The organism is Leifsonia poae, assembly GCF_050632865.1.
Classification (GTDB): Bacteria; Actinomycetota; Actinomycetes; order Actinomycetales; family Microbacteriaceae; genus Leifsonia; species Leifsonia poae_B.
In genome coordinates, this window is record NZ_JBODSA010000003.1 from 638133 (window position 1) to 662492 (window position 24360).

The window sequence follows — 24360 nt, forward strand, 5'->3', positions numbered from 1 at the left end:
AGAGTTAAAGAGTAATCGTGTTAACCGCTGTGGAAAATGTGGATAACTCTGTTGATGCCAGGCGAACACTGGGAACCACAGCCCGGTGACTTGTTGATGACCTGAGGATTCCGCCTGTTGACAGGCGAGGGGCGGGATGGCGCCGAGGCGGTGCAATTCACAGGACGTCGATCGTCGTCCCCATTAACGGCCCCGTTGTCCGGAAGCTCTCCACAAGTTATCCACACGTGTTAATAACGAATTGTCCCCACTCTGGGGATGGATTTGTGGATAAGTGATGCGCTAACCGGACGGCGCGCCTACTTGCCGTAGCGGTGGTTCTGCTTGATCCGGCTGGTCAGCTCGGTGACCTGGTTGTAGATGGAGCGCCGCTCCTTCATGAGCTCGCTGATCTTCTTGTTCGCGTACATGACCGTGGTGTGATCGCGGCCGCCGAACAGCTGGCCGATCTTCGGCAGCGACAGGTTCGTCAGCTCACGACAGAGGTACATAGCGATCTGCCGGGCGGTGGCCACGGCTTGCGAGCGGCTGGAGCCGTAGAGGTCGTCGACGCTGAGCTTGAAGTACTCGGCGGTGTTCGTGATGATGTCCGTCGGCGCGATGACGTTGTCGTCGTCCAGCGTGATCAGGTCCTTGAGCACCGTCTGCACCAGCGGCATGTCGACCGGGGTGCGGTTGAGGCTGGCGAAGGCCGTGACGCGGATCAGCGTACCCTCGAGCTCCCGGATGTTGCTCGACACCTTCGTCGCCATGAATTCGAGGATGTCGTCCGGAACCTGGATCTTCTCGCTCTGCGCCTTCTTGCGGAGGATCGCGATGCGGGTCTCGAGGTCGGGTACCTGCACGTCGGTGATGAGGCCCCACTCGAAGCGCGACCGCATGCGGTCCTCGAACCCGGTGAGCATCTTCGGCGGCAGGTCGGAGGTGATGACCACCTGCTTGTTGTGGTCGTGGAGCGTGTTGAAGGTGTGGAAGAACGCCTCCTGCGTCTCCACCGCCCGCTGCAGGAACTGGATGTCGTCGATCAGCAGGATGTCGATGTTCCGATACCGCGCCTGGAAGGACGAGCCGCGGTTGTTGGCGATCGAGTTGATGAAGTCGTTGGTGAACTCCTCGCTCGACACGTATCGGACGCGGATCCCCGGGTACAGGCTCATCGCGTAGTGGCCGATGGCGTGGAGGAGGTGCGTCTTGCCGAGCCCGGAGTCGCCGTAGATGAACAGCGGGTTGTAGGCCTTCGCCGGCGCCTCGGCGACCGCGACCGCCGCGGCGTGCGCGAAGCGGTTGGACTGTCCGATGACGAAGTTGTCGAAGCTGTACTTGGAGTTGAGGCGGGTGTCGCCGCCGCGCGGAGGCGCGGTGATCTCGGGCGCGGGCTGGCTGACCAGCGGCGGGGCGACCTGCTCGACATAGGCGGGGGCGGACTCCGGCTCGACCGACGCGCTCATCGACTCCTGCTGGATCTCCGGGTTGACGACGATCGCGAACGTGTTGACCGCCAGGGCGTCGTCGAGTCCGCTGATGGCGTTCAGGAGGGGAAGCCGGCTGCGCTGCTCGATCATCCCGCGCGTGAACTCATTGGGCACCTCCAGATAGAAGGTGCCGGCCATGATGCCCTTCGGCTCGACCAGGCTGAGGAACCCGTAGAGCTGCGGGGTGATCCGATCGTCCGTCTCGAGCTTTCCGAGCACGTCCTGCCATGCCGCAGCTATGGGCTCTTCGCTGCCTGCCATCGTTCCCCGTCTTCGTCTGTTTTGCGGATGCCGTCAGCCCGACGTGGGGACGAGTCGACCCCCGGTGACTCTCGTCGGGTTGGCGGCTTCGGATGCCGCCGGTGGGTATTCACAGAGTTATCCACCGCTGTGTGAGCAATACCGTAGCGATCTCCGGCCAGAATTGGCATGGCCTGGGGATAACTTTCGACCTCACGGTAACTTGTCCACAGAAGCTCGATCAAATCCGATCCGCGGCATACGTCGGCGCGTCGGACATCGCTTCCCTGCCAATACCGTGCATAATCAGTGGATTTGAGTCGATCGGTTTGACCTCATCCATTGTGAGGCCGTAGTTTTAATCAGTTGACTTGCAGCCATTGCGGCTGCCCTCAAACTTTCCTGGTCCCCGTGCTGGCATCCCATCTCAGCACAGGCCTGCGAAGAGATCACCCACGGAGATAGATATGAGCAAGAGAACGTTCCAGCCGAACAACCGCAAGCGCGCGAAGACCCACGGTTTCCGCCTCCGCATGCGCACCCGTGCCGGCCGTGCCATCCTGTCCGCGCGCCGCAGCAAGGGCCGCACCAAGCTCTCCGCCTGATCCTCTTCCGGCAGGGGGCCACTCGGTGCTCGCGAAAGCCAATCGCATCACGCGGGGGGCGGACTATCGGGTGACCGTTCGTCGTGGTGCTCGCTTCTCCGGAGCGAGCACTTTGACGTACATCCGCCCCAATCCCGACTCCGACACCGTGCGGTTCGGCTTCATCGTGAGCAAGGCGGTCGGCAATGCCGTCACGCGCAACCTCATCCGGCGCCGGCTGAAGGCCGCGGCCTACGACCTGCTCCCCGGTTCGCACCGGCGGAGTCGCAGTCGGCCGGCCTGGATGTGGTCGTGCGTGCATTGCCAGCCTCCGTACAAGCGCCGTGGGCTAGCCTGCACGAAGAGCTCTCCCGGGCCTCGGCCCGTTTCACCAGCCGCAGTCATCTCAGTAAGGGCAGCGTCCGTCCATGAACACCGCGATCGCAGCAGTGCTCCTTGCGCCGCGGAACGCCGCGGTTCTCCTGCTGCGCGCGTATCGGGCCGTGATCTCCCCGCTCTACGGTGACGTCTGCCGGTACTACCCGTCCTGCTCGTCCTATGCACTGCAGGCCATCCAGCAGCACGGTGTCGTGGTGGGGTCGTACTTGGGGATCCGTCGGATCCTCCGCTGCCATCCGTGGGCAGCGGGCGGAGTCGACGACGTCCCGCCGGCCAGGAAGCAGCGGTACCGGGTCACTCCGTTCGGTTTCGTCGTGCCGACAGGCCACCTCTCGTCTCACCAGCCATCGAAGGGCTTAGCAACGCGTCATGCCTGATCTCATCGGAATCGTCCTCTGGCCCATCAAATGGGTCGTGGAGCTGATCCTCGTCGCCTTCCATTGGCTGTTCACCCAGATGGGTCTCGACCCCGCGGCCGGCATCACCTGGGTTCTCGCGATCGTCGGCCTGACGGTCGTCGTCCGCGCGGCACTCATCCCGATCTTCGTTCGGCAGATCAAGAACCAGCGACGGATGCTGGAGATCGCGCCGCAGCTGAAGAAGATCCAGGACAAGTACAAGGGCAAGAAGGACCAGTTCTCCCGCGAGGCCATGTCGCGCGAGACCATGGAGCTGTACAAGAAGACGGGTACGAACCCGCTGAGCTCGTGCCTCCCCCTGCTTCTGCAGATGCCGGTGTTCTTCTCGCTGTTCCAGGTGCTCAACGGAGCGCAGAGCGGCCACGCCGGTGTCGGCCCGCTCAACGAAGAGCTCGCCCAGCAGTTCGGCAACGCCACCCTGTTCGGCGTCGCTCCCCTGCACCAGAGCTTCCAGGGCGCGATGAACGCCAACCCGCCGCAGGTCGCCGTCATGATCATCGCGGCCGTTATGGTTATTCTGATGACCGGCTCGCAGTTCCTCACGCAGCTGCAGATCGTGTCCAAGAACATGTCGCCGGAGACCAAGGCGAGCCCGCAGTTCAAGCAGCAGCGCATCCTGCTGTACCTGCTCCCCTTCGTCTTCCTCTTCTCCGGCTTCGCCTTCCCGCTCGGCGTCATGTTCTACTGGCTCACCTCGAACCTGTGGACCATGGGTCAGCAGTTCCTGGTCATCCGCAACATGCCGACCCCCGGATCGGACGCGGCCAAGGCCCGCGAGGCCCGTCTGGCCAAGAAGGGCAAGCTGGTTCAGGCGGATGGCGCGACGGTGCTCACCGTCGAAGAGCAGCCCAAGAAGCAGCCGACGCAGCGCGTTCAGCCCGTGAGCAAGACGCGCGCCAAGAAGCAAGCAGGAAAGTAAGGACCGCGCACCGATGACCGACCTTCAGACCTCCTCCCCCGAGCCCGCCGACCTGACCGGCACGGACGCTGTGGACGCGGAGGACGTCTCCAACTCTGTGGATGCCGTGGTTTCGGAAGATGCGGAGTCCGCTGAGCCGGCGGATCTCGACCGCGAGGGCGACATCGCGGCCGACTACATCGAGGAACTGCTCGACATCGCCGACATCGACGGTGACATCGACATCGACACCCGTAACGGCCGCGCCTACATCTCGGTGAACGCCGAGGATGGCACCAACCTGTCACTCCTGGCGAAGGCGGACACCGTTGCGGCCCTGCAGGAGCTGACCCGCCTGGCGGTCCAGAACCAGACCGGCGGGTACTCGCGACTCATCCTTGACATTGCCGGCTCGCGCGATGCGCGCCAGGCCGAGCTCGGCATTCTGGTCGACCGTTCGATCGCCAAGCTGGACGAGGGTGCTGCCGAGGCAGCCCTCCCGCCGATGTCGTCGTATGAGCGCAAGCTCGTCCACGACATCGTCTCCGAGCGGGGTTACGTCTCCAACTCGCGCGGCGAGGGCCGCGACCGCCACACCGTCATCACAGCCGCGTAGTTTCACGTGAAACAGTGACAGACGTCGAAACCGAGCCTGCCGCAGCCGCTGCTCTCTTCGGCGACCGCATCGAGGTCGCCCGCCGCTTCACGCAGAACCTCGCCGATCAGGGCGAGGAGCGCGGCCTCATCGGACCGCTTGAACTCCCGCGTCTGTGGTCTCGTCACATCCTGAACTGCGCGATCGTCGCTCCCCTTCTGCGGCCCGGTCTGGTCGGCGACGTCGGCAGTGGAGCAGGCCTCCCCGGGCTGGTGCTCGCCATCGCGCGACCCGATGTCTCGTTCGTTCTGATCGAGCCGATGGAGCGTCGCATCGCCTGGCTGAGCGAACAGGTCGGCGACCTCGGTCTCGACAACGTGGAAGTGGTTCGAGCGCGCGCCGAGGACGTCCGCCTCGCGTCGCCCCTCGACCAGGTGACCGCCCGCGCGGTGAGCGCCTTCCGGAAACTCCTCCCGCTGACCGCTCCCCTGCTGAGGGACGGCGGAGAACTCGTGCTCATGAAGGGCGCCGGCGCGCCGGCCGAGGTGGAAGCCGCGACTAAGGAGATCCGCAAGTTCAAGGTGCACGACATCGAGGTGTTGACCCTCGGCGAAGGTGTGCTGGACGAGGTCACGAGGGTTATTCGGGCGACTGTTCGGTAGATCCCGACTCGGAGAACGGCGCTTAGGGTGCCGCTCCTGACGCCGAAGCGGTGAGTTCTGTTCGCTGAGAGACGTTCTAAGCGTCGATGCAAGTCGTGCGAGTGCGGAGAAGAAGGGCCTTCCGACGGTGGAGGTGGACGGATTCGGGTAACTCGCCGCGGAGGAGGACCACTCGGCCATGGCTGGACCGACACGCTGGCGATAGCTATGACCACGACGGTTGGCTTTGCCTTCCACAACTGACAATCAGACCTTCGCGGGCGGATATGCGCTCCTCGGATGCGGGCTTTTGAAAGCGGTGGTGCGCCAAACAGCTAGCCTTGAGAATCGCGGCAACGATCGTGTTCGCGCCCGATTATTCTGCCCTCGGGTTCCAACGACTCCGGTGGTCACAGTCGGTTCCTTTCCAATGAAGACCGCAGCCACCGTCGCCGTGAGCTGTCCATTGCGATGATCGGGGCGCAGTTTGCGGTCCGGCATGCACGCGGTCGACGAGGTTGCCACGGGTACACGAAGGTCGGCCGGCGTCGGTATGTGGATCTTGGGGCTGGGCTGCGCGGATCCGGCATACGTCGATACTCACCGTCTCACGTGAAACGGCGCTCTCCCGAGGCCGGGTCCGATAGGTTATTGCGCCTCTACCGGCGACGGGAGCTCACCCCGACGTCGCGACCATTGCGCAGAACGTCCCCGTTAGGCCCGTCGATCGACCGGATCGCTCCGCGCCAATCCTGTGACACGCTGCGCCCCGGGTGTCGACTGGGTAACTCGACGTGCGCTAGTTCCACGTGAAACGCATCTGTCCGGGTCCGATCACGCCTCGGGATGTGGGAGCGGTCGCGGAAGCAGACCCGGGGTGTCGTTTCACGTGAAACGCTGGCGAGAAGCGCCACATCCCGCGGCGGTCCTTCGAAGGGACATAGAGCTCGCCCGTCCCGCGCGATTACGGCCAGGAATCTGCCGCAACCGCCGCTCCCGGCAAACGCGTCGGTCGGCAGCGACTCCCCCGGCAAGTCATGACCGCACCACGAGGCGCAGCCGGTCCAAAAGGTGCTGACCTGCAGCATGCCTGCCGTTCCCCGGCTCACGCCCGGGTTCGTGCCAAGGAGATTACTGGGAGGTACAGCGGTCTCGGCATCGGCGCACAAAGATCAAACCAGGGCACGACTCAGCCGCATGTCATAGGAGACGCGAGCGTCATGCCGCGCGGGCCCGTGCATGTGCCGCGGCTGGATCGACCAGTGATCGCCTTCAGAGGACGCAGCCCTGAAGGTCAATATCCCCCAATGATCGGACGCGACCCCACACTCCCAGGATCATTACCCCGCCGGCCGGGAGGATGTCGTTTCACGTGAAACGCGGTCGCTTGGACCCGCCAAGACGACTTTAGCGCAGGCGTCCTAGGGCGACGCCTGCCTGAGGGGTATCCACGCGGCGATAAGGCTCCCCCGCGGCAGCGCACACGATTCTCAGCGCAGCCTTCCCGCCTGGACCGAGGCTATGGGTGACCCACCTTCGCCCCACTGACCACAGCGACCGCGGTTCAGGTGAATGGTTACCCACCGAACGCCAGTCATCTGAGGCACCGGCCCGCAGACTTCACCTATCCAGGGTGCCAGCACTGCCCTGGAACACTCCCGTCCTGAATCACGCGTCGCGACTGTGGGCCGGCGGTCGGAAGGCGTGGGCGGTAAGCCCTAGGGAGTGAGCCGGACTCACCGAAGGAGCCGGAAGCGGCAAGCTCCGCGCTTCCCTACTTCCGCCCTGGGAGGCGGGGTGTCTCACCTGAAACGAGGCGGCTCGGGTACCTGGCTGCAACGATGCTGCGGGCCCGAGTGATGACGATAACCGCGCTGGAGGTGGAGGTCGATCGACCACGTGCTTCCCTCATCGCAACCCGCCGCCCGCACCGCCAACACTCCTGTTTAACGTGAAACGCTCCAAGCTGTAGTGCGGGACGCGCGGCAGTGTCCCGACCACGCCAAGCGACATTCACGCGAAGCCGGACGCAGAAGGCATGAGCCCACAGTGGACCCAGTGGCTGGGCCGCGATTGAGGCGAGTCGGGATATCGGGCGGCTCCGGCCTCACATATCCGACGGGGCCACCGACGGACTCGCCCTTCCTCTCGCGTGATCGACTTCGTGTCGGCCCAGACCCCGCAGGACACCGACCTCCGCGGATCGACCCGGCTCGTTTCACGTGAAACACCACAGTTCCTCCCCGCACCCCACACGCATCGCGCGCCGTGTAAAGAAGCGTCGGATGCCCGGGTTAGAGTTGAACATCGGTTGCGCTGCGGGTGTGCCGAACGACCGACCCAGAGCCGGTGCGAAGCACCAAGGAGCGACGAGGTTTCACGTGAAACAACCCCACGCCGACGACCGCGGCGGAGTAGGTGAGATCGGGAGCGAGATGGAGACGGAGACGCCGGTGGCATTCGACGGGACCACTCCCCTCGCTCAGGAGATTCAGGATCTCGCGCGCCGGCGGCAGGCGATCGCTGCAACGACCCTCCCACTTCCCTCGAAGACGCGCATCTTCACCATCTCCAACCAGAAAGGCGGCGTCGGGAAGACGACCACCGTCGTCAACCTCAGCGCAGCCCTGGCGAAGTCGGGTGCGCGCGTTCTGGTGATCGACCTCGATCCGCAGGGGAACGCATCCACGGCACTCAGTGTGGAACACCGCGAGGGCACGCCGAGCGTCTACGACGTGGTCGTGAACGACCGGGAACTCGAAGAGGTCATTCAGAAGAGCCCCGAGTTCGATGGACTGTTCGTCATCCCCGCCACCATCGATCTCGCGGGCGCTGAGATCGAGCTGGTGTCGATGGTCGCGCGTGAACAGCGACTTTCGCGTGCGCTCGGACGCTTCCTGGACGAGTACGACATCGACTACGTTCTCATCGACTGCCCCCCGTCGCTCGGGCTGCTCACGATCAACGCGTTCGTCGCGGCGACCGAAGTGCTCATCCCGATCCAGTGCGAGTACTACGCGCTCGAAGGCCTGAGCCAGCTTCTCAAGAACATCCAGCTGATCGAGCGGCACCTGAATCCGAAGCTGCGGGTCTCGACCATCCTTCTGACGATGTACGACTCGCGCACGAACCTGGCTCACCAGGTGGCGGCCGACGTGCGGGAGCACTTCCCCAACGAAGTGCTCGACACGATCATCCCCCGTTCGGTCCGTATCTCCGAGGCCCCGAGCTACGGACAGAGCGTCATCAGCTACGACACCAACTCCAGCGGTTCTCTCTCCTACATGGAAGCGGCCGCGGAGATCGCACGCAGAGGAGTACCCCGCTAATGGCAGCGAAGCGCACCGGACTGGGCCGAGGCATCGGCGCCCTCATCCCCACCAGCGACCAGGCCAGCCGGCCGGTGGACGTGTTCTTCCCCGACAACTCGGCGGGGATGGGGACCGCTACCGCCGTTGCAGAGCGCGAGGATGACCTGGTCGCCGTACCCGGCGCCCGCCTTGCCAGCCTCTCCCCCGACGACATCGTCCCGAACCGCGCGCAGCCGCGCGCCGAGTTCGACCGCGAAGCACTCGACGAGCTGGTCGCGAGCATCCGCGAGGTCGGCGTGCTGCAGCCGGTCGTGGTGCGCCCGATCTCCGACGAGCCGGGGCGCTACGAGCTCATCATGGGCGAACGGCGCCTGCGCGCGACGAAGGAGCTGGGCCTCGACAGCATCCCGGCGGTCGTCAAGGACACCGCCGATGAGGACATGCTCCGGGATGCGCTGCTCGAGAACCTGCACCGCAGCCAGCTGAACCCGCTTGAAGAGGCGTCCGCCTACCAGCAGCTGCTCGCCGACTTCGGCATCACGCAGGAAGAGCTCGCCACCCGGATCGGCCGCTCGCGCCCGCAGATCACCAATACGATCCGCCTCCTCAAGCTGCCCGCCGTCGTCCAGGCCCGCGTCGCCGCCGGCGTGCTCAGCGCGGGTCACGCGCGGGCGATCCTGTCGCTCGGCGACGACCACGAGGCGATGATCCGGCTCGCGGACAAGATCGTCAACGAGGACCTGTCGGTGCGACAGGCGGAGGCGGCAGCGAGCAAGACGCCGAAGCCGGCCCGCCAGAAGGCGACAGCCGGTCGCCACCGCGGACACCTGGATGAGATCGCCGGCACCCTCGGCGACCGCCTCAACACGCGCGTGAAGATCACCTTGGGAGCTAGAAAAGGCCAGATCGTGGTGGATTTCGCCACGATCCAGGACCTCAACCGCATCCTCGAGGAGATCGGCCAGCCGAGCTACAGCTGATCAGGCGTCGGCGATCGCTGCGAGAGCCAGCGCGGCGTAGACGTCGCCCGGTTCGCGACCGGACGCGGTGATCGCCTGAGGCATGATCGACGTCTCGGTGAGCCCGGGAAGGACGTTCGCTTCGAGGAACCACGGCGTCCCCTCCGCGTCGACGATGAGGTCGATACGGGACAGATGCCGCAGGCCCAGCGCGATGTGAGCGTCGACAGCGGCCTGCGCGGCAGCTTCGGAGACTCGCGAGTCCAGGCGAGCGGGCACGTAGAACCGGGTCTCCCCCGCGTTGTACCGCGCGTCGAACGTGTACGCGCCCTCGACCGGCTCGATCTCGACCGCCGGCAGCGCGGACGGTCCGTCCCCGGTGTCGACCACGGCCGCAGACACCTCTACTCCGTCGACCTTCTGCTCGATCAGGGCGACATCAGCGTAGGTGTACGCGTCGACCATCGCCCGCGGAAGCTCCTCCGCAGCCGTGACGATCGTGACGCCCTGGGCAGAGCCGCCCTGCGCCGGCTTGACCACGACGGGAAGGGTCAACCCGGCGAGCACGGTCTCGAGCACACTGCCGGCACCGAGCTCGCGGAAGGTCTCCTGCGGAAGAGTCACCGACGCCGGAGTGGGCACGCCGGCTCGCTCCACGATGGTCTTCGCGGTCGGCTTCGACCACGCGAGGCGGGAGGCGGCCGCGCGCGAACCGACGAACGGTACGCCGGTCAGCTCTAGGAGCCCACGAAGAGCGCCGTCCTCACCACTCGCTCCGTGCAACGCCGGCCACACCACGTCGGGGCGGCTCTCATCCAGGAACGCGAGCAAGGACGCATCCGGGTCGCGCAGGGAAACCCGGTGGCCCAGCGCATTCAGGCCGTCCGCGACCCGGCGCCCGCTGCGCAGAGAGACATCCCTCTCATGCGAGATGCCGCCAGCGAGAACGACGATCTCCAGTACGTCATTTTGTGCCATGATCAGGCCTTTCTCGGCGCTAAGGACCGGCTCGTCAGCGAAGATCGGTGGGAGGGTTGGCGCTGGTGCGGCTGCGACGCCGCGAGGCGTCCAGCGGGCCGGTGCCGGCGAAGGTGTCCAGCAGGTCCTGCTCCCCGCCGATCACGTTGGCGAGCCGCCGGACCCCGACCCGGATGTTCTCCGGGGTCGGGTAGCAGAACGACAGTCGGATGTTCTGGGCGCCCGATCCATCGGCGAAGAACGCGGTGCCGGGCGTGTACGCCACCAGCTCGGTGACGGCGCGCGGAAGCATCGCCTTGGAGTCGAGGTGCGGAGGCAGGGTGACCCACACGTAGAACCCGCCGTTGGGGTTGGTCCAACTCAGCTCGGGCAGGTGCTCCGACAGCGCCGAGACCATCGCCTCCTTGCGCTCGCGGTAGACGCCGCGGAAGGTATCGATCTGCCCCTTCCAGTCGGCGTCGCTGAGGTACTGCGAGATCACGAGCTGACTGAACGAGCTCGGGCTCAGGACCGCCGCCTCGTTGGCGAGGATCAGCTTCTCGCGGATGGCATGCGGGGCGAGCGCCCAGCCGACCCGGAAGCCGGGGGCGAGCGTCTTCGAGAACGTGCCCAGGTAAACGACGCCGTCCTTCTCGACCGAGCGCATGGCCGCCGGTGGCTTCTCGTCGAAGTACAGGAGCCCGTACGGGTTGTCCTCCAGGACGAGGATGTCGTTCTGGCGCGCGATCTCCAGGATCTCGAGGCGGCGTTCCCAGGTGAGGGTCACGCCGGCCGGGTTGTGGAACGTCGGCACCGTGTAGAGGAACTTGAGGGTGCGCCCTGCGGCCTTGAGACGGGCGATGTGCTCCCGCAGCGCCTCCGGGATGAGGCCGTGCTCGTCAGAGGGGACGTGGTCGACCTCCGCCTGGTAGGACTTGAAGATGACCATGGCGGTCACGTAGCTCGGACCCTCGGCGAGGACGACATCCCCCGGGTCGAGGAAGAGCTTGCTGAACAGCTCCAGCGCGTGCTGCGAGCCGGTCGTCACGATGACGTCGTCGGCGCTGCCGCTGATACCTTCGAGCGCCATAACGTCCAGGATCTGCTCGCGAAGGGCCGGAACGCCCTGCCCGGAGCCGTACTGCAGCGCGACGGCCCCCTGCTCGCGCATGACCCGATCCATCGCTCCGACCACCAGGTCTTGCGGGAGGGCGGAGACGTACGGCATGCCGCCGGCCAGCGAGACCACCTCGGGGCGGCTGGCGACGGCGAACAGGGCTCGGACCTCACTGGCGGCCAGGCCGCTGGTGCGCTGCGCGTAGTGGTTGTACCACGGGTCCAGATTGTTGCCCCGCTGCTGCGAGGTCCCCTGTTCGATCACGTGTGGATTCCGTTTCTCTGCCGTTCAGCAATGCTATGGGGGCGGTGCACCGGCGGGAAAATCGGTGACCGTCAGCGGGTACGAAAAAGACCCGCCCGGCGGGTGAGCGCCGGACGGGTCTGAAGAGGACGGGTCGCGCTACGCGAGGTAGGCGGCCAGGTCGGCCTCGAGGGCGGGCTTCGGCTTGGCGCCGATGACGGTCTTGACGACCTCGCCACCCTGGTAGACCTTCATCGCGGGGATGGAGGTGATCTGGTACTTCGCAGCGGTCTGCGGGTTCTCGTCCACGTTGAGCTTGACGATCTCGATCTTGTCGGCGTGCTCGGAGGCGATCTGGTCGAGGATCGGGCCGACGGCGCGACACGGACCGCACCACTCAGCCCAGAAGTCCACGAGGATGGTCTTCTCGCTGTTGAGGACGTCCTGCTCGAAGCTGGAGTCCGTGACCGAACGTGCTGCTGACATTGTCTTGTTTCTCCTTATGCGGTGGTCGTGAGTTCGAGGTCACCCGACGCGCCATCCGCTGCGCTGTCGAGCAAGTTCTTAGGGAGTGTGGTCAGGTAGTGCTCCGCGTCGAGCGCGGCGACCGTACCGGACGCCGCGGCGGTGACCGCCTGGCGGTAGGTGGGGTCGATGACGTCGCCCGCGGCGAAGACGCCCGGCAGGTTGGTCTTCGAGGTGCGGCCCTGAACGGCGATCGTACCCTCCGGGGTCAGGTCGAGCTGACCGTGGACCAGATGGACGCGCGGGTCGTTGCCGATCGCGATGAAGAGACCCTGCAGGTGCAGCTCGCTCTCCTCGCCGGTGACCAGGTTGCGGAGCTTCACATCCTGCACCTGCTCGTCGCCGCCGATGCCGATGACCTCGGAGTTCCAGATGAACTCGATCTTGTCGTTGGCGAACGCGCGGTCCTGCATGATCTTGGAGGCGCGGAGGCTGTCACGGCGGTGGATGATGTACACCTTGTCTGCGAAGCGCGTCAGGAAGGTGGCCTCCTCCATCGCCGAGTCGCCGCCGCCGACCACGGCGATCGTGCGCTGGCGGAAGAAGAACCCGTCGCAGGTGGCGCACCAGGAGACGCCGTGTCCGGACAGTCGCTCCTCGTCGGCCAGACCCAGCTTGCGGTAGGCCGAACCGGTCGCGAAGATCACGGCCAGCGCCTCGTGCACCGCGCCGGAGCCGAGGGTGACCTTCTTGACCTCGCCGGTCAGGTCGACCGACACGACGTCGTCGAGGACGATCTCGGTGCCGAACTTCTCGGCCTGCGCCTGCATCTTGAACATGAGGTCCGGTCCCATGACCGCCTCGGGGAAGCCCGGGAAGTTCTCGACCTCGGTGGTGTTCATGAGCTCGCCGCCGGCCTCGACGGAGGAGGCGATCAGCAGCGGCTTGAGGTTGGCGCGGGCCGCGTAGATGGCCGCGGTGTAACCGGCAGGGCCGGAACCGATGATGATGATCTGCCGCACAGCGGAACTCCTGATCTGTCCTGACACCTTCGTCTGGAGGTGTCGACGTGTAGAACACATCCTAGGCGGATGCTATTCCGTGTCACCTGGACGCGCGAGTGCGCCCTCCGAGGCGGCTCAGGATGGGCGCGAGACCGGCCTCGAGGTCGGGCGAGCGGAGGATGACGAGGAAGCCCACGTACACCACCAGCATGACTACGCCGATGACCGCCGTCGCGATGATCGCGGAGATCGGGCCGCTGACCGGGAAGGCGCCATGGCTAACGCCGCCGAGGATGAGGAGGAACCCGGCGCCGGCGGCGATGGACGCGAGGCCGGCGAGCACGAAGCGCCACAGCGATCCGAGGATGCGGGTGCCGTCCACTCCCCCGGTCCGCCGCCGCAGCAGCGCGAACGCGAGCACCGCCTGCACGACGCTGGCGAGGGAGACGACCAGCGCGACCGAGGCGGCGCGCGTCTCCGGCGGAACGAGGAAGCAGAGCAGCACACCGACGACGATGACAGCGACCTGCGCGAGCGTGAACAGGAACGGCGTCCGCGTGTCGCCGAGGGAGTAGAACGCACGCTGGGCCATGAAGACCAGGGAGAACGGCACCAGCCCGACGAGGTAGGCGATGAGGACGAGGCCCATGGCCTGGTAGTCCGAGGTGAACACACGCGCGATCGGGTACGCGGTGACGATGAGGGCCGCGGACGAGAACACGATCAGGAACATGATCGTTCGGGCGGCGGACGAGAAGTCCTGGCGGAAGTCCTGGACGGACCCGCGGTGCGCATGCTCGGCCATCCGCGTGTAGAAGGCCGTGACGATCGAGACGGCGATGATGCCGTGCGGCAGCATGAAGATGAGCCACGCGTTCTGCATGGCGAAGGAGCCGGCGTACGCGGCGCCCGCGGAGTTCGAGACGTTCAGTTCGATGACGCCTGCGACCTGCGTCGCGATCAGCATGGCGAACGTCCAGCCGGCCGCCTTGCCTGCGGTGCCGAGATCGACGCCCCGCCAGCCGAAGTCGAAGCGGAACCGCAGCCCGACACGGCGCCAGAAGACGAACAGGATGAGCGCCTGGGCCGCGATGCCGAGGGTCGCCCCTCCCGCGAGGAGGGCGATCATCCCGAACGACCACTGGCTATGGGAGTTACCGGTCGCGAAGGCCCCGAAGGCCAGGATGAAGGCCACCAGCATGACGATGGCGACGATGTTGTTGACGACCGGCGCCCAGGTGAACGGGCCGAAGGACTTGCGTGCATTGAGCACTTCACCGAGCAGCGTGTAGAGGCCGAGGAAGAAGATCTGCGGAAGCGACCAGTAGGCGAACGCCGTCGCCAGCGCGCGCTGGGACTCAGGCACACCGAACAGCGCGACGAGAACAGGCGCCAGGAAGGTCGCGACGAGAGCGACACCCGCGAAGACGACCATCCCGAGCGTCACGAGCTTGTTGATGTACGCGCGACCGCCGTCGGGGTTGACCGAGGCGCGCACGATCTGCGGCACCAGGATGGCGTTGAGGATGCCCTGGGCGATGATCGCGTAGAGGCTGTTCGGGATGGCGGTGGCCGTGCCGTAGGCGTTCGCGGCGAACGAGACGACGCCGATCGCCTGGACCAGGAGCCACGCCTTGGCGAAGCCGAGGAGCCGCGAGACCAGCGTGCCGGAGGCGAGGAGCGCGCTGGCGCGGCCGACGCTAGCCATCGGTCGCCTCACGATCGGCGGTCTCATCGGTCTCATCGGTCTTTGCGTCCCCGTCCTCAGTGCTCTTCGACCGCCGACGCAGGATGTTGCGCACGATCCCGAAGCCGAACAGAAGGACGAGCAGGATGCCGAAGATCAGCGCGCCGATGCCCTCCCAGTCGGCGTGCACGTCCACTGTCACGGACGTCGGGTCGCCGATCGGCACCCCGGTCGGGCTGTAGAGCTGCAGCGAGAGCACGACCTGGCCGTTGCCGACCTTGGCCTTCACCGGGATGAGGACCGTCGCGCGGGAATCCTTGAGGATCCGTTTGGTCGTCGACTGGTCGACCTCGAGGCGGCTGTTCGACGGTGAGGCGGTCAGCACGATGGTCGCCGCGTCGTCGGGCAGCTCGTTGCTCACCGTGAACGGGATGGAACCCTGAGCGCTCACCAGGTTGACGTTCTCGGTGGGCAGGATGTGGATCGAGTGGAGGGTGGCCACCGTCGCCTTCCGGGAGGCCGCCACCGCCGCGGGCCAGTCCGCCCGCGGGTTCTGCCACGACACCGCGAGTAGCGATAGCAGCTCGGCCCGGGTGCGGCCGGTGAGCCGCGTCGGGTCGTCCAGCACCGTGGCGAACTGGCCGAGCGATCCCTCGTCCTGCACCAGCGCCCGGATGCCCGCGACACGGTCGGCCGACTCGGGGGCATCCACCAGATCGAGACCGGCGCTCGCAGGGGCCTGCGCCACCGACGAGAACGAGGCAGGCGCCGACCAGGGGGACGAGAACAGGGCGTTCAGCGTCCGCTCCAGCTGCGTGCCGCTCGACGGCCAGGAGCGGTCGAGGGCGACGAGCAGGCGCCGCGCGTCGCCGGACTCCTGGCTGATCAGCTCCAGCTGGGCGTTGACCTTCGTCATCGCCGAGTTCCAGGCGATGTCGCTCGGCGCGGAGACGGCCTGCGCCAGGGCGTCGCTGAGGGCCTGATCCGATGCGAGGATGCGGTCATTGCCACCGCCGACGGGCGCGGAGGGCGTCGTCGCCAGGTCGGATGCGTTCGTGTTGTTGCCGGACACGATCGTCGTCGTGAGTCCGGCAGCCGCCAGCGGAGCGAGGTCGGCGCGGCGGACCGTCTTGTCGCCCGGCCAGGTGATCCCGGTGAGCGTGTAGTCCCAGGCGAGCAGCGCCTTCAGGTCGGGGAGCACAGGACCCGGCGTCGCCGTCGGCGAGGGCGTCGGCGAACCGGTCGTGTGAGGAGTGGGCGTCGGGCTCGCCGTGGACGGCTCACCGACGGGAGTCGGCGCTGGCGTGAAGTTCTTGGGGTCGATCGCGTACGCGAGCGAGGTGGGCGCCAGCGGCGCGGGAAGCCCGGCCTGGATCTGCCCTACGGTGTCCGCATCCGCGTAACCGAGAGAGAAGGTGTCGTTGGGCAGCTCCGACAGGCGGGTCAGCCAATCCAGCGCGCTCGCCGGAGCGGCGTTCCCGAGCACCCGGATGGACGCGATGATCATCGGATCGATGCCCACGGTCACCGTGGTGTGGCCGACCAGACCGTCGAGCTCCCGGGTGAGGATGCCGTTCGGCGCCGTATAGGTGGCGAGGTCGTCGGCGGCGATGAGGCCGTCCGAGCCGGAGGGCGTGACGATCGGGAGGGCGACGTTGATGCTCGACTGCGTCGCGGTCCCACCCGGGTACCAGACGACGGAGCCGCGCGGCTCGGCATCCGCCTGTCCTGCCCGCACGGTCGCGCCCATCCCGAACACCGCAGAGGATGTGCGGGTCGAGAAGGGGAGGGAGGCGGCGGGGACGGTGACCCGCATCACCGTGCTCGAGCCCGGTTCGAGGGTGTTGAGCTGCGCCTGGCCGACAGGGACCGCGTCCGCCGGCTTGTCCGTCGACGCGAGCCAGGTCGCCAGCGCCTTTCGGCCCTCCTGCGGAGTCGGGTCGATCCACAGGCTGACCGAGCCGGAGGTGTAGGCCGTGTCGGTCGGATTGGAGACCGTGATCGAGACACCGAGGTCCTTGCCGGCGGTGATCACTCCCCCGTCGTCGGCCGTGAGTGTCGCGGTCAGGGCGGAGCCCGAAGCGGAGACGGAGGGCGCAGGAGTCGGACTCGGCGTCGCGGCCGTCCCCGGCAGGGGCGAGCCCGTCACGGCGGTGAGCGTCGCCAGTGCGCCGACGGCCAGAGTGGCGGCGAGCAGGCGGACACGGGCGCGGAACGACGCACCCCCGCGGAGGGTGGAGGAGGCTGCGCTCATGCGTCGACGCGCGATCCCGACTCGGCCTCCATGACGACGATTGTAGAGGCCACCCCCTGAGAGGCCGGCGAGCGGGGCCGTTAAACTGGGGCACCATGCAGAGCGTCGCCGAATCCCTCGAACGCCTCGGCGACCTCGCTCGTACGCCGTCGGTCGCCCGTCTCGCCGACGCCTTCGCGGCCGCCGGGCACGAGCTGGCCCTGGTCGGCGGACCGGTTCGGGATGCGCTCCTGGGCCGTCCGGTGCACGACCTCGACTTCACGACGGATGCGCGGCCCGACGACATCCTGCGCATCGTCTCCCCCATCGCCGACGCCGTGTGGGACGTCGGTCGCCAGTTCGGGACGATCGGCGCGCGTCTCGGCGACGACACGGTCGAGATCACGACGTACCGCAGCGACAGTTACGACGGCACCACCCGCAAACCCGAGGTGGAGTTCGGCGACACGCTGGAAGGCGACCTGATGCGTCGCGACTTCACCGTCAACGCACTCGCCCTGCGGCTCCCCGAGGTGCGACTCGTCGACCCGTCGGGCGGTGTCGAAGATCTCATCGCCGAGGTTCTGCGCACGCCGAGCACTCCGCAGATCTCCTTCGGTGACGACCCGCTGCGGATGATGCGCGCCGCGCGCTTCACGGCCCAACTCGGTTTCGCCGTGGACGAGGAGACGCGTGAGGCAATGGCGGCGATGGCCGACCGAATGGAGATCGTGAGCGCGGAGCGCATCCGCGACGAGTTCGGCAAGCTGCTGATGGCGGACGAGCCGCGGGCCGGACTGGAGCTGCTGGTCGAGAGCGGTCTCGCCGAGCTCGTGATCCCCGAGATCCCAGCCCTGCGGCTGGAGGCCGACGAGCACCACCACCACAAGGACGTCTACCAGCACAGCCTCACCGTGCTCGACCAGGCGATCGGATACGAGAAGGAGCGGCATCCGGGAGAGGCGCCCGACGTCGTCCTCCGCCTGGCCGCCATTCTGCACGACATCGGGAAGCCGGCCACTCGGCGCTTCGAGCCGGGCGGCGCCGTCAGCTTCTATCACCACGACGTCGTCGGCGCGAAGCTCGCGAAGAAGCGTCTCACCGCGCTGCGCTTCGACAAGGCCACTATCGACGCGGTCGCCCGCCTGATCGAGCTGCACCTGCGGTTCTTCGGCTACGCCGACGCCGCCTGGACCGACTCCGCGGTGCGGCGCTACGTCCGCGACGCCGGGCCCCAGCTGGAGCGCCTGCACATGCTCACCCGCGCCGACGTCACGACGCGCAACCGCCGGAAGGCCGACCGGCTCGGGTTCGCCTACGACGACCTGGAATCGCGCATCCGCGAGCTGCAGGAGCAGGAGGAGCTGGATGCCGTCCGGCCCGACCTCAACGGCGAACAGGTGATGAGCATCCTGGGTCTGCGGCCGGGAAGAGAGGTGGGGCAGGCGATGAAGTTCCTGCTCGAGCTCCGCCTCGACGAAGGGCCGGTCGGCGAGGAGGAGGCCACGCGTCGCCTGCTCGCGTGGTGGCAGTCGCGCTGAGCCGCGCCTGTCCACAGGTGGGGCTGCCTCCCCGTTATCCACAGATTTCCGGCGACCGTCTCCGGCGCGGTCTGCCCCGGCGAGAGTTGGAGCATGACCGACACATCCGTTACCCTTGATAAGTTGCCCGGGCGGAAGCCTGCCCTGGGCGCGTCTATGACACCCTCCTGCTGCAGAACGTCTGCAGCCGCTGAGACCAGAGGAGGTGGGTTAGTCATGCATCAGTACGAGTTGATGGTCATCCTCGATCCCGAGATCGATGAGCGCACCGTGGCTCCGAGCCTTGACAAGTTCCTCAACGTGGTTCGCAACGACGGCGGAACGATCGACAACGTCGACATCTGGGGACGTCGTCGCCTGGCCTACGAGATCAACAAGAAGTCCGAGGGCATCTACGCCGTCGTCCAGCTCACCGCTGAGGGCGACACCACGAAGGAGCTCGACCGCCAGCTGAAGCTCAGCGAGGCCGTCATGCGCACCAAGGTCCTCCGCGCCGAGGAGGCGATCGCTCAGGTCGCCGCCGCTCAGAAGCGTGCCGACGAGAAGGCCGCCCGCAAGGCCGCCACCTCCGAGAAGGCCGGCGCCTAGTCCCATGGCCGGCGAGACCGTCATCACCGTGGTGGGCAACCTCACGGCCGACCCCGAGCTGCGTTACACGCAGAACGGGCTGGCAGTCGCCAACTTCACCATCGCGTCCACCCCCGCACGTTCGACCGTCAGGCGAACGAGTGGAAGGACGGCGAGGCTCTGTTCCTCCGCGCCAGCGTCTGGCGCGAGTTCGCGGAGCACGTCGCTGGTTCGCTGACGAAGGGGTCGCGCGTCATCGCGCAGGGCCGCCTGAAGCAGCGCTCCTACGAGACGAAGGAAGGCGAGAAGCGCACCAGCATCGAGCTCGAGATCGACGAGATCGGCCCGTCGCTGCGTTACGCCACCGCGCAGGTCACCCGCGCCCAGTCCTCCGGCGGTCGTCCGGGCGGCTTCGGCGGCGGTGCGCCCGCTGTCGAGGAGCCGTGGGCCGCGTCGGCTCCGGCGGACCCGTCCGCCGGTGCGGATGTCTGGAACACTCCGGGCTCCTACAACGACGAGACCCCCTTCTAACGAGACTCGCCTCTCCGCAGAGGGGCACACATCATCAGCCCGCCGGTGACAGCATCGGACGGGCGGAAAGCAAAGGAAACCATGGCTGGAAAGTCGAGCGGCGACCGCCGCAAGCCGATCCGCAAGGGCAAGGACGGCAAGAACGCCGCTCCCGCGAAGTCCGTTCGCGTGGGCGTCATTGACTACAAGGACGTCGCCACCCTGCGCAAGTTCATCTCGGAGCGTGGAAAGATCCGCGCCCGCCGTATCACCGGTGTCTCCGTCCAGGAGCAGCGCCTCATCGCCCGCGCCGTCAAGAACGCGCGCGAGATGGCGCTCCTCCCCTACGCCGGCTCTGGCCGCTAAGGAGCAACGACATGTCGAAGGTTATTCTCACGCACGAGGTCACCGGCCTCGGTTCGGCCGGTGACGTCGTCGACGTCAAGAACGGCTACGCCCGCAACTACCTCGTCCCTCAAGGCTTCGCGATCGCGTGGACCCGCGGTGGCGAGAAGCAGGTCGAGCAGATCAAGGCCGCCCGCGCCGCGCGCGAGCTGCACACGATCGAGCAGGCTCAAGACCTCAAGGCGAAGCTCGAGGCCACCCGCGTCAAGCTGACCGTGAAGGCGGGCCGCGAGGGCCGTCTGTTCGGTTCGGTCAAGACCGGCGATGTCGCGGACGCCGTGAAGGCGGCCGGCATCGGCGAGCTCGACAAGCGCAAGATCGAGCTCCCCAACCCGATCAAGGTGGTCGGCGACCACGAGGCGACCGTGCGTCTGCACGACGACCTCTCGGCCGTCATCTCCCTGCAGGTGGTTGCTGCCAAGTAAGACAAATAGGCACGAGTGTAGCGGCGGGCGAGTCCCGCCGCTACTTCTCGTTAAGGGGACTTTGTGCACAGGTTCCCCCACCCGGTACAGAGCTTGAACACAGGCTCGAAAGAACTTTTACACACAGCCTGGGGAAATCAAAAAGCCCGGTCAACAGCGATTTATGCGGACAAGCTCATTTGTTGTCCACAGGTTTCCACACACCTTCTACACACACTCCACGGCGTTTCGCGCAGATTTTCCCCAGTCTTATCCACAGGCTGAGTTGTGGATGGTGAACCGACGTTCATAGGGTGTCGGAGGTCGTCCCGAGAATGAGTCGAGGGAACCAGTGCGAACAGTGAGGAGAGAACGTGACGATCGCCCATATCGGTCTCGCCGACGGTCGTGACCCGGGCGAAGCCCGCTCTCCCGAGCGCACCCCTCCGCACGACCTGCTCGCTGAGCAGAGCGCCCTCGGCGGCATGCTGCTCAGCAAGGACGCGGTGGCCGATGTGGTCGAGGTCGTACGCGGCACGGACTTCTACATCCCCAAGCACGAGATCATCTACGACGCGATCCTGACGCTGTACTCGCACGGCGAGCCGACCGATGTCATCACCGTCACCGACGAGCTGACCAAGATCGGCGAGCTCTCCCGCGCAGGCGGCGCCGAGTACCTGCACACCCTCACCAGCCTCGTCCCCACCGCGGCAAACGCCGGCTACTACGCCAACATCGTCGCCGAGAAGGCGCTCCTCCGCCGCCTGGTCGAGGCGGGCACCCGCATCACGCAGATGGGCTACAAGGCCGAGGGTGAAGTCCTCGACCTCGTGAACAACGCCCAGGCCGAGATCTACTCCGTCACCGGCACACAGGAGACCGAGGACTACGTCCCGCTCACCGAGGCGGTGACCGTCGCCATCGACGAGATCGAGGCGGCGAAGCACAAGGACGGCTCGATGACGGGGGTCCCCACCGGCTTCTCCGAACTGGACGAGCTCACGAACGGCCTTCACCCCGGCCAGATGGTCATCGTCGCCGCGCGACCCGCTCTCGGAAAGTCGACGCTCGCGCTCGACTTCGCCCGGGCCGCCGCGATCAAGCACGACATGCCCACCATCTTCTTCTCGCTCGAGATGGGGCGCAGCGAGATTGCGATGCGCCTCCTCTCCGCCGAGGCATCCGTCCCCCTGCAGAACATGCGCAAGGGCACGGTCGACAACCGCGACTGGACGACTATCGCCTCCACCCGCGGCCGCATCAACGACGCCCCGCTCTACATCGACGACAGCCCCAACATGACGCTCGTCGAGATCCGCGCCAAGTGCCGTCGTCTCAAGCAGCGCGTCGGCCTCAAGATGGTCATCATCGACTACCTGCAGCTGATGACGAGCGGCAAGCGCGTCGAGAGCCGCCAGCAGGAGGTCAGCGAGTTCTCGCGAGCCCTCAAGCTGCTCGCGAAGGAGCTCCAGGTCCCGGTCATCGCGCTGTCGCAGCTGAACCGAGGCCCCGAGCAGCGCGCCGACAAGCTCCCCGCGCTGAGCGACCTCCGAGAGTCGGGCTCGATCGAGCAGGACGCCGACGTCGTCATCCTGCTCCACCGCGAGTCCGCCTACGAGAAGGACAACCCCCGCGCCGGCGAGGCCGACCTCATCGTCGCCAAGCACCGAAACGGCCCCACCCGCACGGTCACGGTCGCCTTCCAGGGCCACTACTCGCGCTTCACCGACATGGCGCCGGTCTAGAGGATCCGCATCCGCAGCCGAGCGGCCGGTCAGTGCGACCGGGTCGTCCAGCCCGCCTGCTCAAGCGCGGCGGCGGCCGCCTGTTCCGGCGGCAGAGTGCTGTCCCACCGTGCGGCGTCCAGGCGGGCGCCGGTCACAGCTGCGGAGGCATCGGAGGCGAGCCACAGCAGGGGCTCGACCATCACCTCGGGCCGAAGCAGACGTGTGCGCACCGCCTCGGAGACGCCCTCGGGGATCATGCCGGTGTCGGTGGCGCCGCCGGGCAGCAGTCCGTTGACCGTGACGCCCGTCCCGGCCAGGTCCTGAGCCCAGATCACCGTCTCCGATTCGAGCGCGGCTTTCGACGGACCGTACGGCGAGAAGCCGGCGCGGCGCATGGTGTCGTGGTTCATGGTGATGTTGACGATGCGACCCCAACCCTGGTCCAGCAGATATGGCACCGCCGCCCTCGCCATGAGGAAGGGACCGTTGACGTTGGTGTCTACGATCGTCCGCCACGTATCGCTGTCGACCTCCCAGAAGCGTGTGGGCTCCGTCAGGAACGCGTCGCTCACGTACTTCATGCCGCGCCCGGCCTTGTTGACCAGGATGTGGAGGCTCCCGAACGCGGCGACAGTGTCCACGACCAAGCGCCGGCAGTCCCCTCCCGGGTGACGTCCGCCTGCATCGCCAGGACGCGCTGGGCGCCGAGAGCCGCGTTGATGTCGTCGGCGACCGCCTGGATCTCTTCCGGCTGACGTGCCGCCGAGATGACGACGTGCGCACCGGCGCGGGCCAGGCCGTACGTCATCGCCCGACCCAGCCCCCGGCCGCCACCCGTGACGATGGCGACGCGGCCCTCCAGCGACCCTGCAGTCACGCGCTCAGCCGCGGGTAGTCGGTGTAGCCCGTGGCGCCGGAGCCGTAGAAGGTCGACGCGTCGGGCTCGTTCTCGGGGTGCTCGCCCTTCCAGCGCTCGACGAGGTCCGGGTTGGCGATCGCCAGGCGACCGACGGCCACGGCATCCGCGTGCGCATCTTCCACCAGCGCGATCGCCTCGTCGCGGCTCGTCACCGAACCGAAGCCGCTGTTGACGATGAACGGGCCGCCGAAGCGCTCGCGGAGATCCTGCACGAGAACGCCGGTGGGCTCGCTGTGCAGAACGCTCACGTAGGCGAGGCCGAGCGGTGCGATCCCGTCGACCACGGCCTCGTAGGTGGCGGTGGCGTCAGCGAGGTCCGTCTCGAACACATCCTGGATGTTGTGCATCGGCGACAGGCGGATGCCCACCCGGCCCGCACCCACAGCCTCCGCGATCGCCGTGGTCACCTCGACGACGAAACGGGCCCGCGCCTCCGGGCTGCCGCCGTACTGGTCGTCGCGGACGTTCGACACCGGCGAGAGGAACTGGTGCAGCAGGTAACCGTTGGCACCGTGCACCTCCACACCGTCGAGCCCCGCGGCGATCGCGTTCTTCGCCGCCGTCACGAACTCGTCGCGCACGATCGCCAGCTCCTCCGTGGTGAGCGCGTGCGGCACCGGGTAGGCGACCTTGCCGCTCGGGCCGTGGGCCTCACCGTGGATGGCGACGGCGCTGGGGCCGACGACGCGGTCCTGGCCGTTGATCGACGGATGCGAGACGCGTCCGCTGTGCATGAGCTGCATCACCATCCGGCCGCCCTTGCGATGCACGGCGTCGGCGACGGCGCTCCAGGCGGCGATCTGCTCGTCGGTGACGATGCCGGGCTGTCCGGGGTATGCACGCGACTCGTGGCTCGGATACGTGCCCTCCGAAATGATCAGGCCCACGCTCGCCCGCTGGGCGTAGTGCTCCGCCACCAGCGGACCCGGGACGCCTGCGTCGCCCGAACGCGTGCGGGTGAGCGGTGCCATCACGACGCGGTTGGGAAGGTGGAGGTCGCCGAGCGAGACGGGCGAGAACAGATCCATCGAGAGGATGCCTTTCGGTAGTGGAAAGCGAG

The 24360-nt window shown here is 66.9% G+C and carries 23 protein-coding genes and 1 pseudogene; 14 read left to right on the plus strand and 10 right to left on the minus strand.

Annotated features, from left to right (window positions below; translation table 11 throughout):
- Positions 1-299: 299 nt before the first annotated feature.
- On the minus strand, positions 300-1733 hold the full coding sequence (gene dnaA, locus ACRAWB_RS13290; RefSeq protein ID WP_431353751.1) for a chromosomal replication initiator protein DnaA: 1434 nt from the start codon (positions 1731-1733) through the stop codon (positions 300-302).
- Positions 1734-2179: 446 nt separating this feature from the next.
- On the opposite strand from dnaA, the gene rpmH reads away from it, so the two are divergent.
- The 8 genes from rpmH (at position 2180) to ACRAWB_RS13330 (ending at position 9539) form a co-directional block, all read left to right on the plus strand.
- Positions 2180-2317 carry a 50S ribosomal protein L34 gene (gene rpmH, locus ACRAWB_RS13295; protein ID WP_064110460.1) on the plus strand — a complete coding sequence of 46 codons (138 nt, stop codon included), beginning with the start codon at positions 2180-2182 and terminating at the stop codon, positions 2315-2317.
- Between the two features lie 70 nt (positions 2318-2387).
- On the plus strand, positions 2388-2822 hold the full coding sequence (gene rnpA, locus ACRAWB_RS13300; RefSeq protein WP_431354518.1) for a ribonuclease P protein component: 435 nt from the start codon (positions 2388-2390) through the stop codon (positions 2820-2822).
- Complete coding sequence (gene yidD / locus ACRAWB_RS13305; RefSeq protein ID WP_431353752.1) at positions 2725-3072, plus strand: membrane protein insertion efficiency factor YidD; 348 nt, start codon at positions 2725-2727, stop codon at positions 3070-3072. Before rnpA ends, yidD begins: the two co-directional genes overlap by 98 nt.
- Positions 3065-4033: a membrane protein insertase YidC gene (gene yidC / locus ACRAWB_RS13310; RefSeq protein ID WP_431353753.1), complete on the plus strand. Its 969-nt coding sequence runs from the start codon at positions 3065-3067 to the stop codon at positions 4031-4033. Before yidD ends, yidC begins: the two co-directional genes overlap by 8 nt.
- A gap of 13 nt (positions 4034-4046) precedes the next feature.
- Positions 4047-4628, plus strand: a complete 582-nt coding sequence (locus ACRAWB_RS13315; protein WP_431353754.1) for a protein jag — start codon at positions 4047-4049, stop codon at positions 4626-4628.
- A gap of 14 nt (positions 4629-4642) precedes the next feature.
- Complete coding sequence (gene rsmG / locus ACRAWB_RS13320) at positions 4643-5269, plus strand: 16S rRNA (guanine(527)-N(7))-methyltransferase RsmG (protein WP_431353755.1); 627 nt, start codon at positions 4643-4645, stop codon at positions 5267-5269.
- A gap of 2414 nt (positions 5270-7683) precedes the next feature.
- The gene (locus ACRAWB_RS13325; RefSeq protein ID WP_064110456.1) at positions 7684-8577 is read left to right on the plus strand and encodes a ParA family protein; all 894 of its coding nucleotides are present in this window, start codon (positions 7684-7686) and stop codon (positions 8575-8577) included.
- Positions 8577-9539: a ParB/RepB/Spo0J family partition protein gene (locus tag ACRAWB_RS13330; RefSeq protein WP_431353756.1), complete on the plus strand. Its 963-nt coding sequence runs from the start codon at positions 8577-8579 to the stop codon at positions 9537-9539. The genes ACRAWB_RS13325 and ACRAWB_RS13330 overlap by 1 nt, the downstream gene beginning before the upstream one ends.
- Here the strand turns inward: ACRAWB_RS13330 and ACRAWB_RS13335 are convergent, their stop codons facing one another.
- The 6 genes from ACRAWB_RS13335 to ACRAWB_RS13360 form a co-directional block, all read right to left on the minus strand.
- A complete protein-coding gene (locus ACRAWB_RS13335; protein ID WP_431353757.1) occupies positions 9540-10496 on the minus strand; it encodes a D-alanine--D-alanine ligase family protein in 957 nt (318 codons plus the stop codon).
- Positions 10497-10530: 34 nt separating this feature from the next.
- A complete protein-coding gene (locus ACRAWB_RS13340; RefSeq protein WP_431353758.1) occupies positions 10531-11856 on the minus strand; it encodes a PLP-dependent aminotransferase family protein in 1326 nt (441 codons plus the stop codon).
- Between the two features lie 138 nt (positions 11857-11994).
- On the minus strand, positions 11995-12321 hold the full coding sequence (gene trxA, locus ACRAWB_RS13345; protein ID WP_020076187.1) for a thioredoxin: 327 nt from the start codon (positions 12319-12321) through the stop codon (positions 11995-11997).
- Between the two features lie 14 nt (positions 12322-12335).
- Positions 12336-13322, minus strand: coding sequence for a thioredoxin-disulfide reductase (gene trxB, locus ACRAWB_RS13350; RefSeq protein WP_431353759.1), 987 nt, complete (start codon positions 13320-13322; stop codon positions 12336-12338).
- 82 nt (positions 13323-13404) lie between these two features.
- Entirely contained in the window at positions 13405-15012 is a 1608-nt protein-coding gene (gene murJ, locus ACRAWB_RS13355) for a murein biosynthesis integral membrane protein MurJ (protein ID WP_431353760.1), read from the minus strand.
- Entirely contained in the window at positions 15005-17245 is a 2241-nt protein-coding gene (locus ACRAWB_RS13360; protein ID WP_431353761.1) for a DUF6049 family protein, read from the minus strand. The genes murJ and ACRAWB_RS13360 overlap by 8 nt, the downstream gene beginning before the upstream one ends.
- Positions 17246-17340: 95 nt before the next feature.
- Here ACRAWB_RS13360 and ACRAWB_RS13365 point away from each other — a divergent pair, with 95 nt between their 5' ends.
- The 6 genes and pseudogenes from ACRAWB_RS13365 to dnaB all read left to right on the plus strand — a co-directional run bounded on the left by ACRAWB_RS13365 (position 17341) and on the right by dnaB (position 22399).
- Positions 17341-18765, plus strand: a complete 1425-nt coding sequence (locus ACRAWB_RS13365) for a CCA tRNA nucleotidyltransferase (RefSeq protein WP_431353762.1) — start codon at positions 17341-17343, stop codon at positions 18763-18765.
- Positions 18766-18981: 216 nt separating this feature from the next.
- Entirely contained in the window at positions 18982-19353 is a 372-nt protein-coding gene (rpsF, locus tag ACRAWB_RS13370; protein ID WP_018189014.1) for a 30S ribosomal protein S6, read from the plus strand.
- 4 nt (positions 19354-19357) lie between these two features.
- Positions 19358-19863, plus strand: a pseudogene (locus tag ACRAWB_RS13375) (single-stranded DNA-binding protein).
- Positions 19864-19944: 81 nt separating this feature from the next.
- A complete protein-coding gene (gene rpsR, locus ACRAWB_RS13380; protein ID WP_018189012.1) occupies positions 19945-20208 on the plus strand; it encodes a 30S ribosomal protein S18 in 264 nt (87 codons plus the stop codon).
- A gap of 11 nt (positions 20209-20219) precedes the next feature.
- Positions 20220-20672, plus strand: a complete 453-nt coding sequence (gene rplI, locus ACRAWB_RS13385; protein ID WP_064110448.1) for a 50S ribosomal protein L9 — start codon at positions 20220-20222, stop codon at positions 20670-20672.
- 353 nt (positions 20673-21025) lie between these two features.
- Positions 21026-22399: a replicative DNA helicase gene (dnaB, locus tag ACRAWB_RS13390; protein ID WP_363806387.1), complete on the plus strand. Its 1374-nt coding sequence runs from the start codon at positions 21026-21028 to the stop codon at positions 22397-22399.
- A 29-nt stretch (positions 22400-22428) separates the two neighbouring features.
- Here the strand turns inward: dnaB and ACRAWB_RS13395 are convergent, their stop codons facing one another.
- Genes ACRAWB_RS13395 through ACRAWB_RS13405 form a run of 3 tightly spaced genes read right to left on the minus strand, consistent with a single transcriptional unit; the run spans position 22429 to position 24328 of the window.
- Positions 22429-23022 carry an SDR family oxidoreductase gene (locus ACRAWB_RS13395; RefSeq protein ID WP_431353763.1) on the minus strand — a complete coding sequence of 198 codons (594 nt, stop codon included), beginning with the start codon at positions 23020-23022 and terminating at the stop codon, positions 22429-22431.
- Entirely contained in the window at positions 22959-23258 is a 300-nt protein-coding gene (locus tag ACRAWB_RS13400) for an SDR family NAD(P)-dependent oxidoreductase (RefSeq protein ID WP_431353764.1), read from the minus strand. The genes ACRAWB_RS13395 and ACRAWB_RS13400 overlap by 64 nt, the downstream gene beginning before the upstream one ends.
- Positions 23255-24328: an alkene reductase gene (locus tag ACRAWB_RS13405; protein WP_431353765.1), complete on the minus strand. Its 1074-nt coding sequence runs from the start codon at positions 24326-24328 to the stop codon at positions 23255-23257. The genes ACRAWB_RS13400 and ACRAWB_RS13405 overlap by 4 nt, the downstream gene beginning before the upstream one ends.
- Between the last annotated feature and the right edge of the window lie 32 nt (positions 24329-24360).

Excerpts from the sequence above, each read along its gene's own strand:
- dnaA (WP_431353751.1), bottom strand. The coding sequence starts at position 1,733 with ATGGCAGGCAGCGAAGAGCCCATAGCTGCGGCATGGCAGGACGTGCTC.
- rpmH (WP_064110460.1), top strand. The coding sequence starts at position 2,180 with ATGAGCAAGAGAACGTTCCAGCCGAACAACCGCAAGCGCGCGAAGACC.
- yidD (WP_431353752.1), top strand. The coding sequence starts at position 2,725 with ATGAACACCGCGATCGCAGCAGTGCTCCTTGCGCCGCGGAACGCCGCG.
- yidC (WP_431353753.1), top strand. The coding sequence starts at position 3,065 with ATGCCTGATCTCATCGGAATCGTCCTCTGGCCCATCAAATGGGTCGTG.
- ACRAWB_RS13315 (WP_431353754.1), top strand. The coding sequence starts at position 4,047 with ATGACCGACCTTCAGACCTCCTCCCCCGAGCCCGCCGACCTGACCGGC.
- ACRAWB_RS13325 (WP_064110456.1), top strand. The coding sequence starts at position 7,684 with ATGGAGACGGAGACGCCGGTGGCATTCGACGGGACCACTCCCCTCGCT.
- ACRAWB_RS13330 (WP_431353756.1), top strand. The coding sequence starts at position 8,577 with ATGGCAGCGAAGCGCACCGGACTGGGCCGAGGCATCGGCGCCCTCATC.
- ACRAWB_RS13335 (WP_431353757.1), bottom strand. The coding sequence starts at position 10,496 with ATGGCACAAAATGACGTACTGGAGATCGTCGTTCTCGCTGGCGGCATC.
- trxA (WP_020076187.1), bottom strand. The coding sequence starts at position 12,321 with ATGTCAGCAGCACGTTCGGTCACGGACTCCAGCTTCGAGCAGGACGTC.
- murJ (WP_431353760.1), bottom strand. The coding sequence starts at position 15,012 with ATGGCTAGCGTCGGCCGCGCCAGCGCGCTCCTCGCCTCCGGCACGCTG.
- ACRAWB_RS13360 (WP_431353761.1), bottom strand. The coding sequence starts at position 17,245 with ATGAGCGCAGCCTCCTCCACCCTCCGCGGGGGTGCGTCGTTCCGCGCC.
- ACRAWB_RS13365 (WP_431353762.1), top strand. The coding sequence starts at position 17,341 with ATGCAGAGCGTCGCCGAATCCCTCGAACGCCTCGGCGACCTCGCTCGT.
- rpsF (WP_018189014.1), top strand. The coding sequence starts at position 18,982 with ATGCATCAGTACGAGTTGATGGTCATCCTCGATCCCGAGATCGATGAG.
- rpsR (WP_018189012.1), top strand. The coding sequence starts at position 19,945 with ATGGCTGGAAAGTCGAGCGGCGACCGCCGCAAGCCGATCCGCAAGGGC.
- rplI (WP_064110448.1), top strand. The coding sequence starts at position 20,220 with ATGTCGAAGGTTATTCTCACGCACGAGGTCACCGGCCTCGGTTCGGCC.
- ACRAWB_RS13405 (WP_431353765.1), bottom strand. The coding sequence starts at position 24,328 with ATGGATCTGTTCTCGCCCGTCTCGCTCGGCGACCTCCACCTTCCCAAC.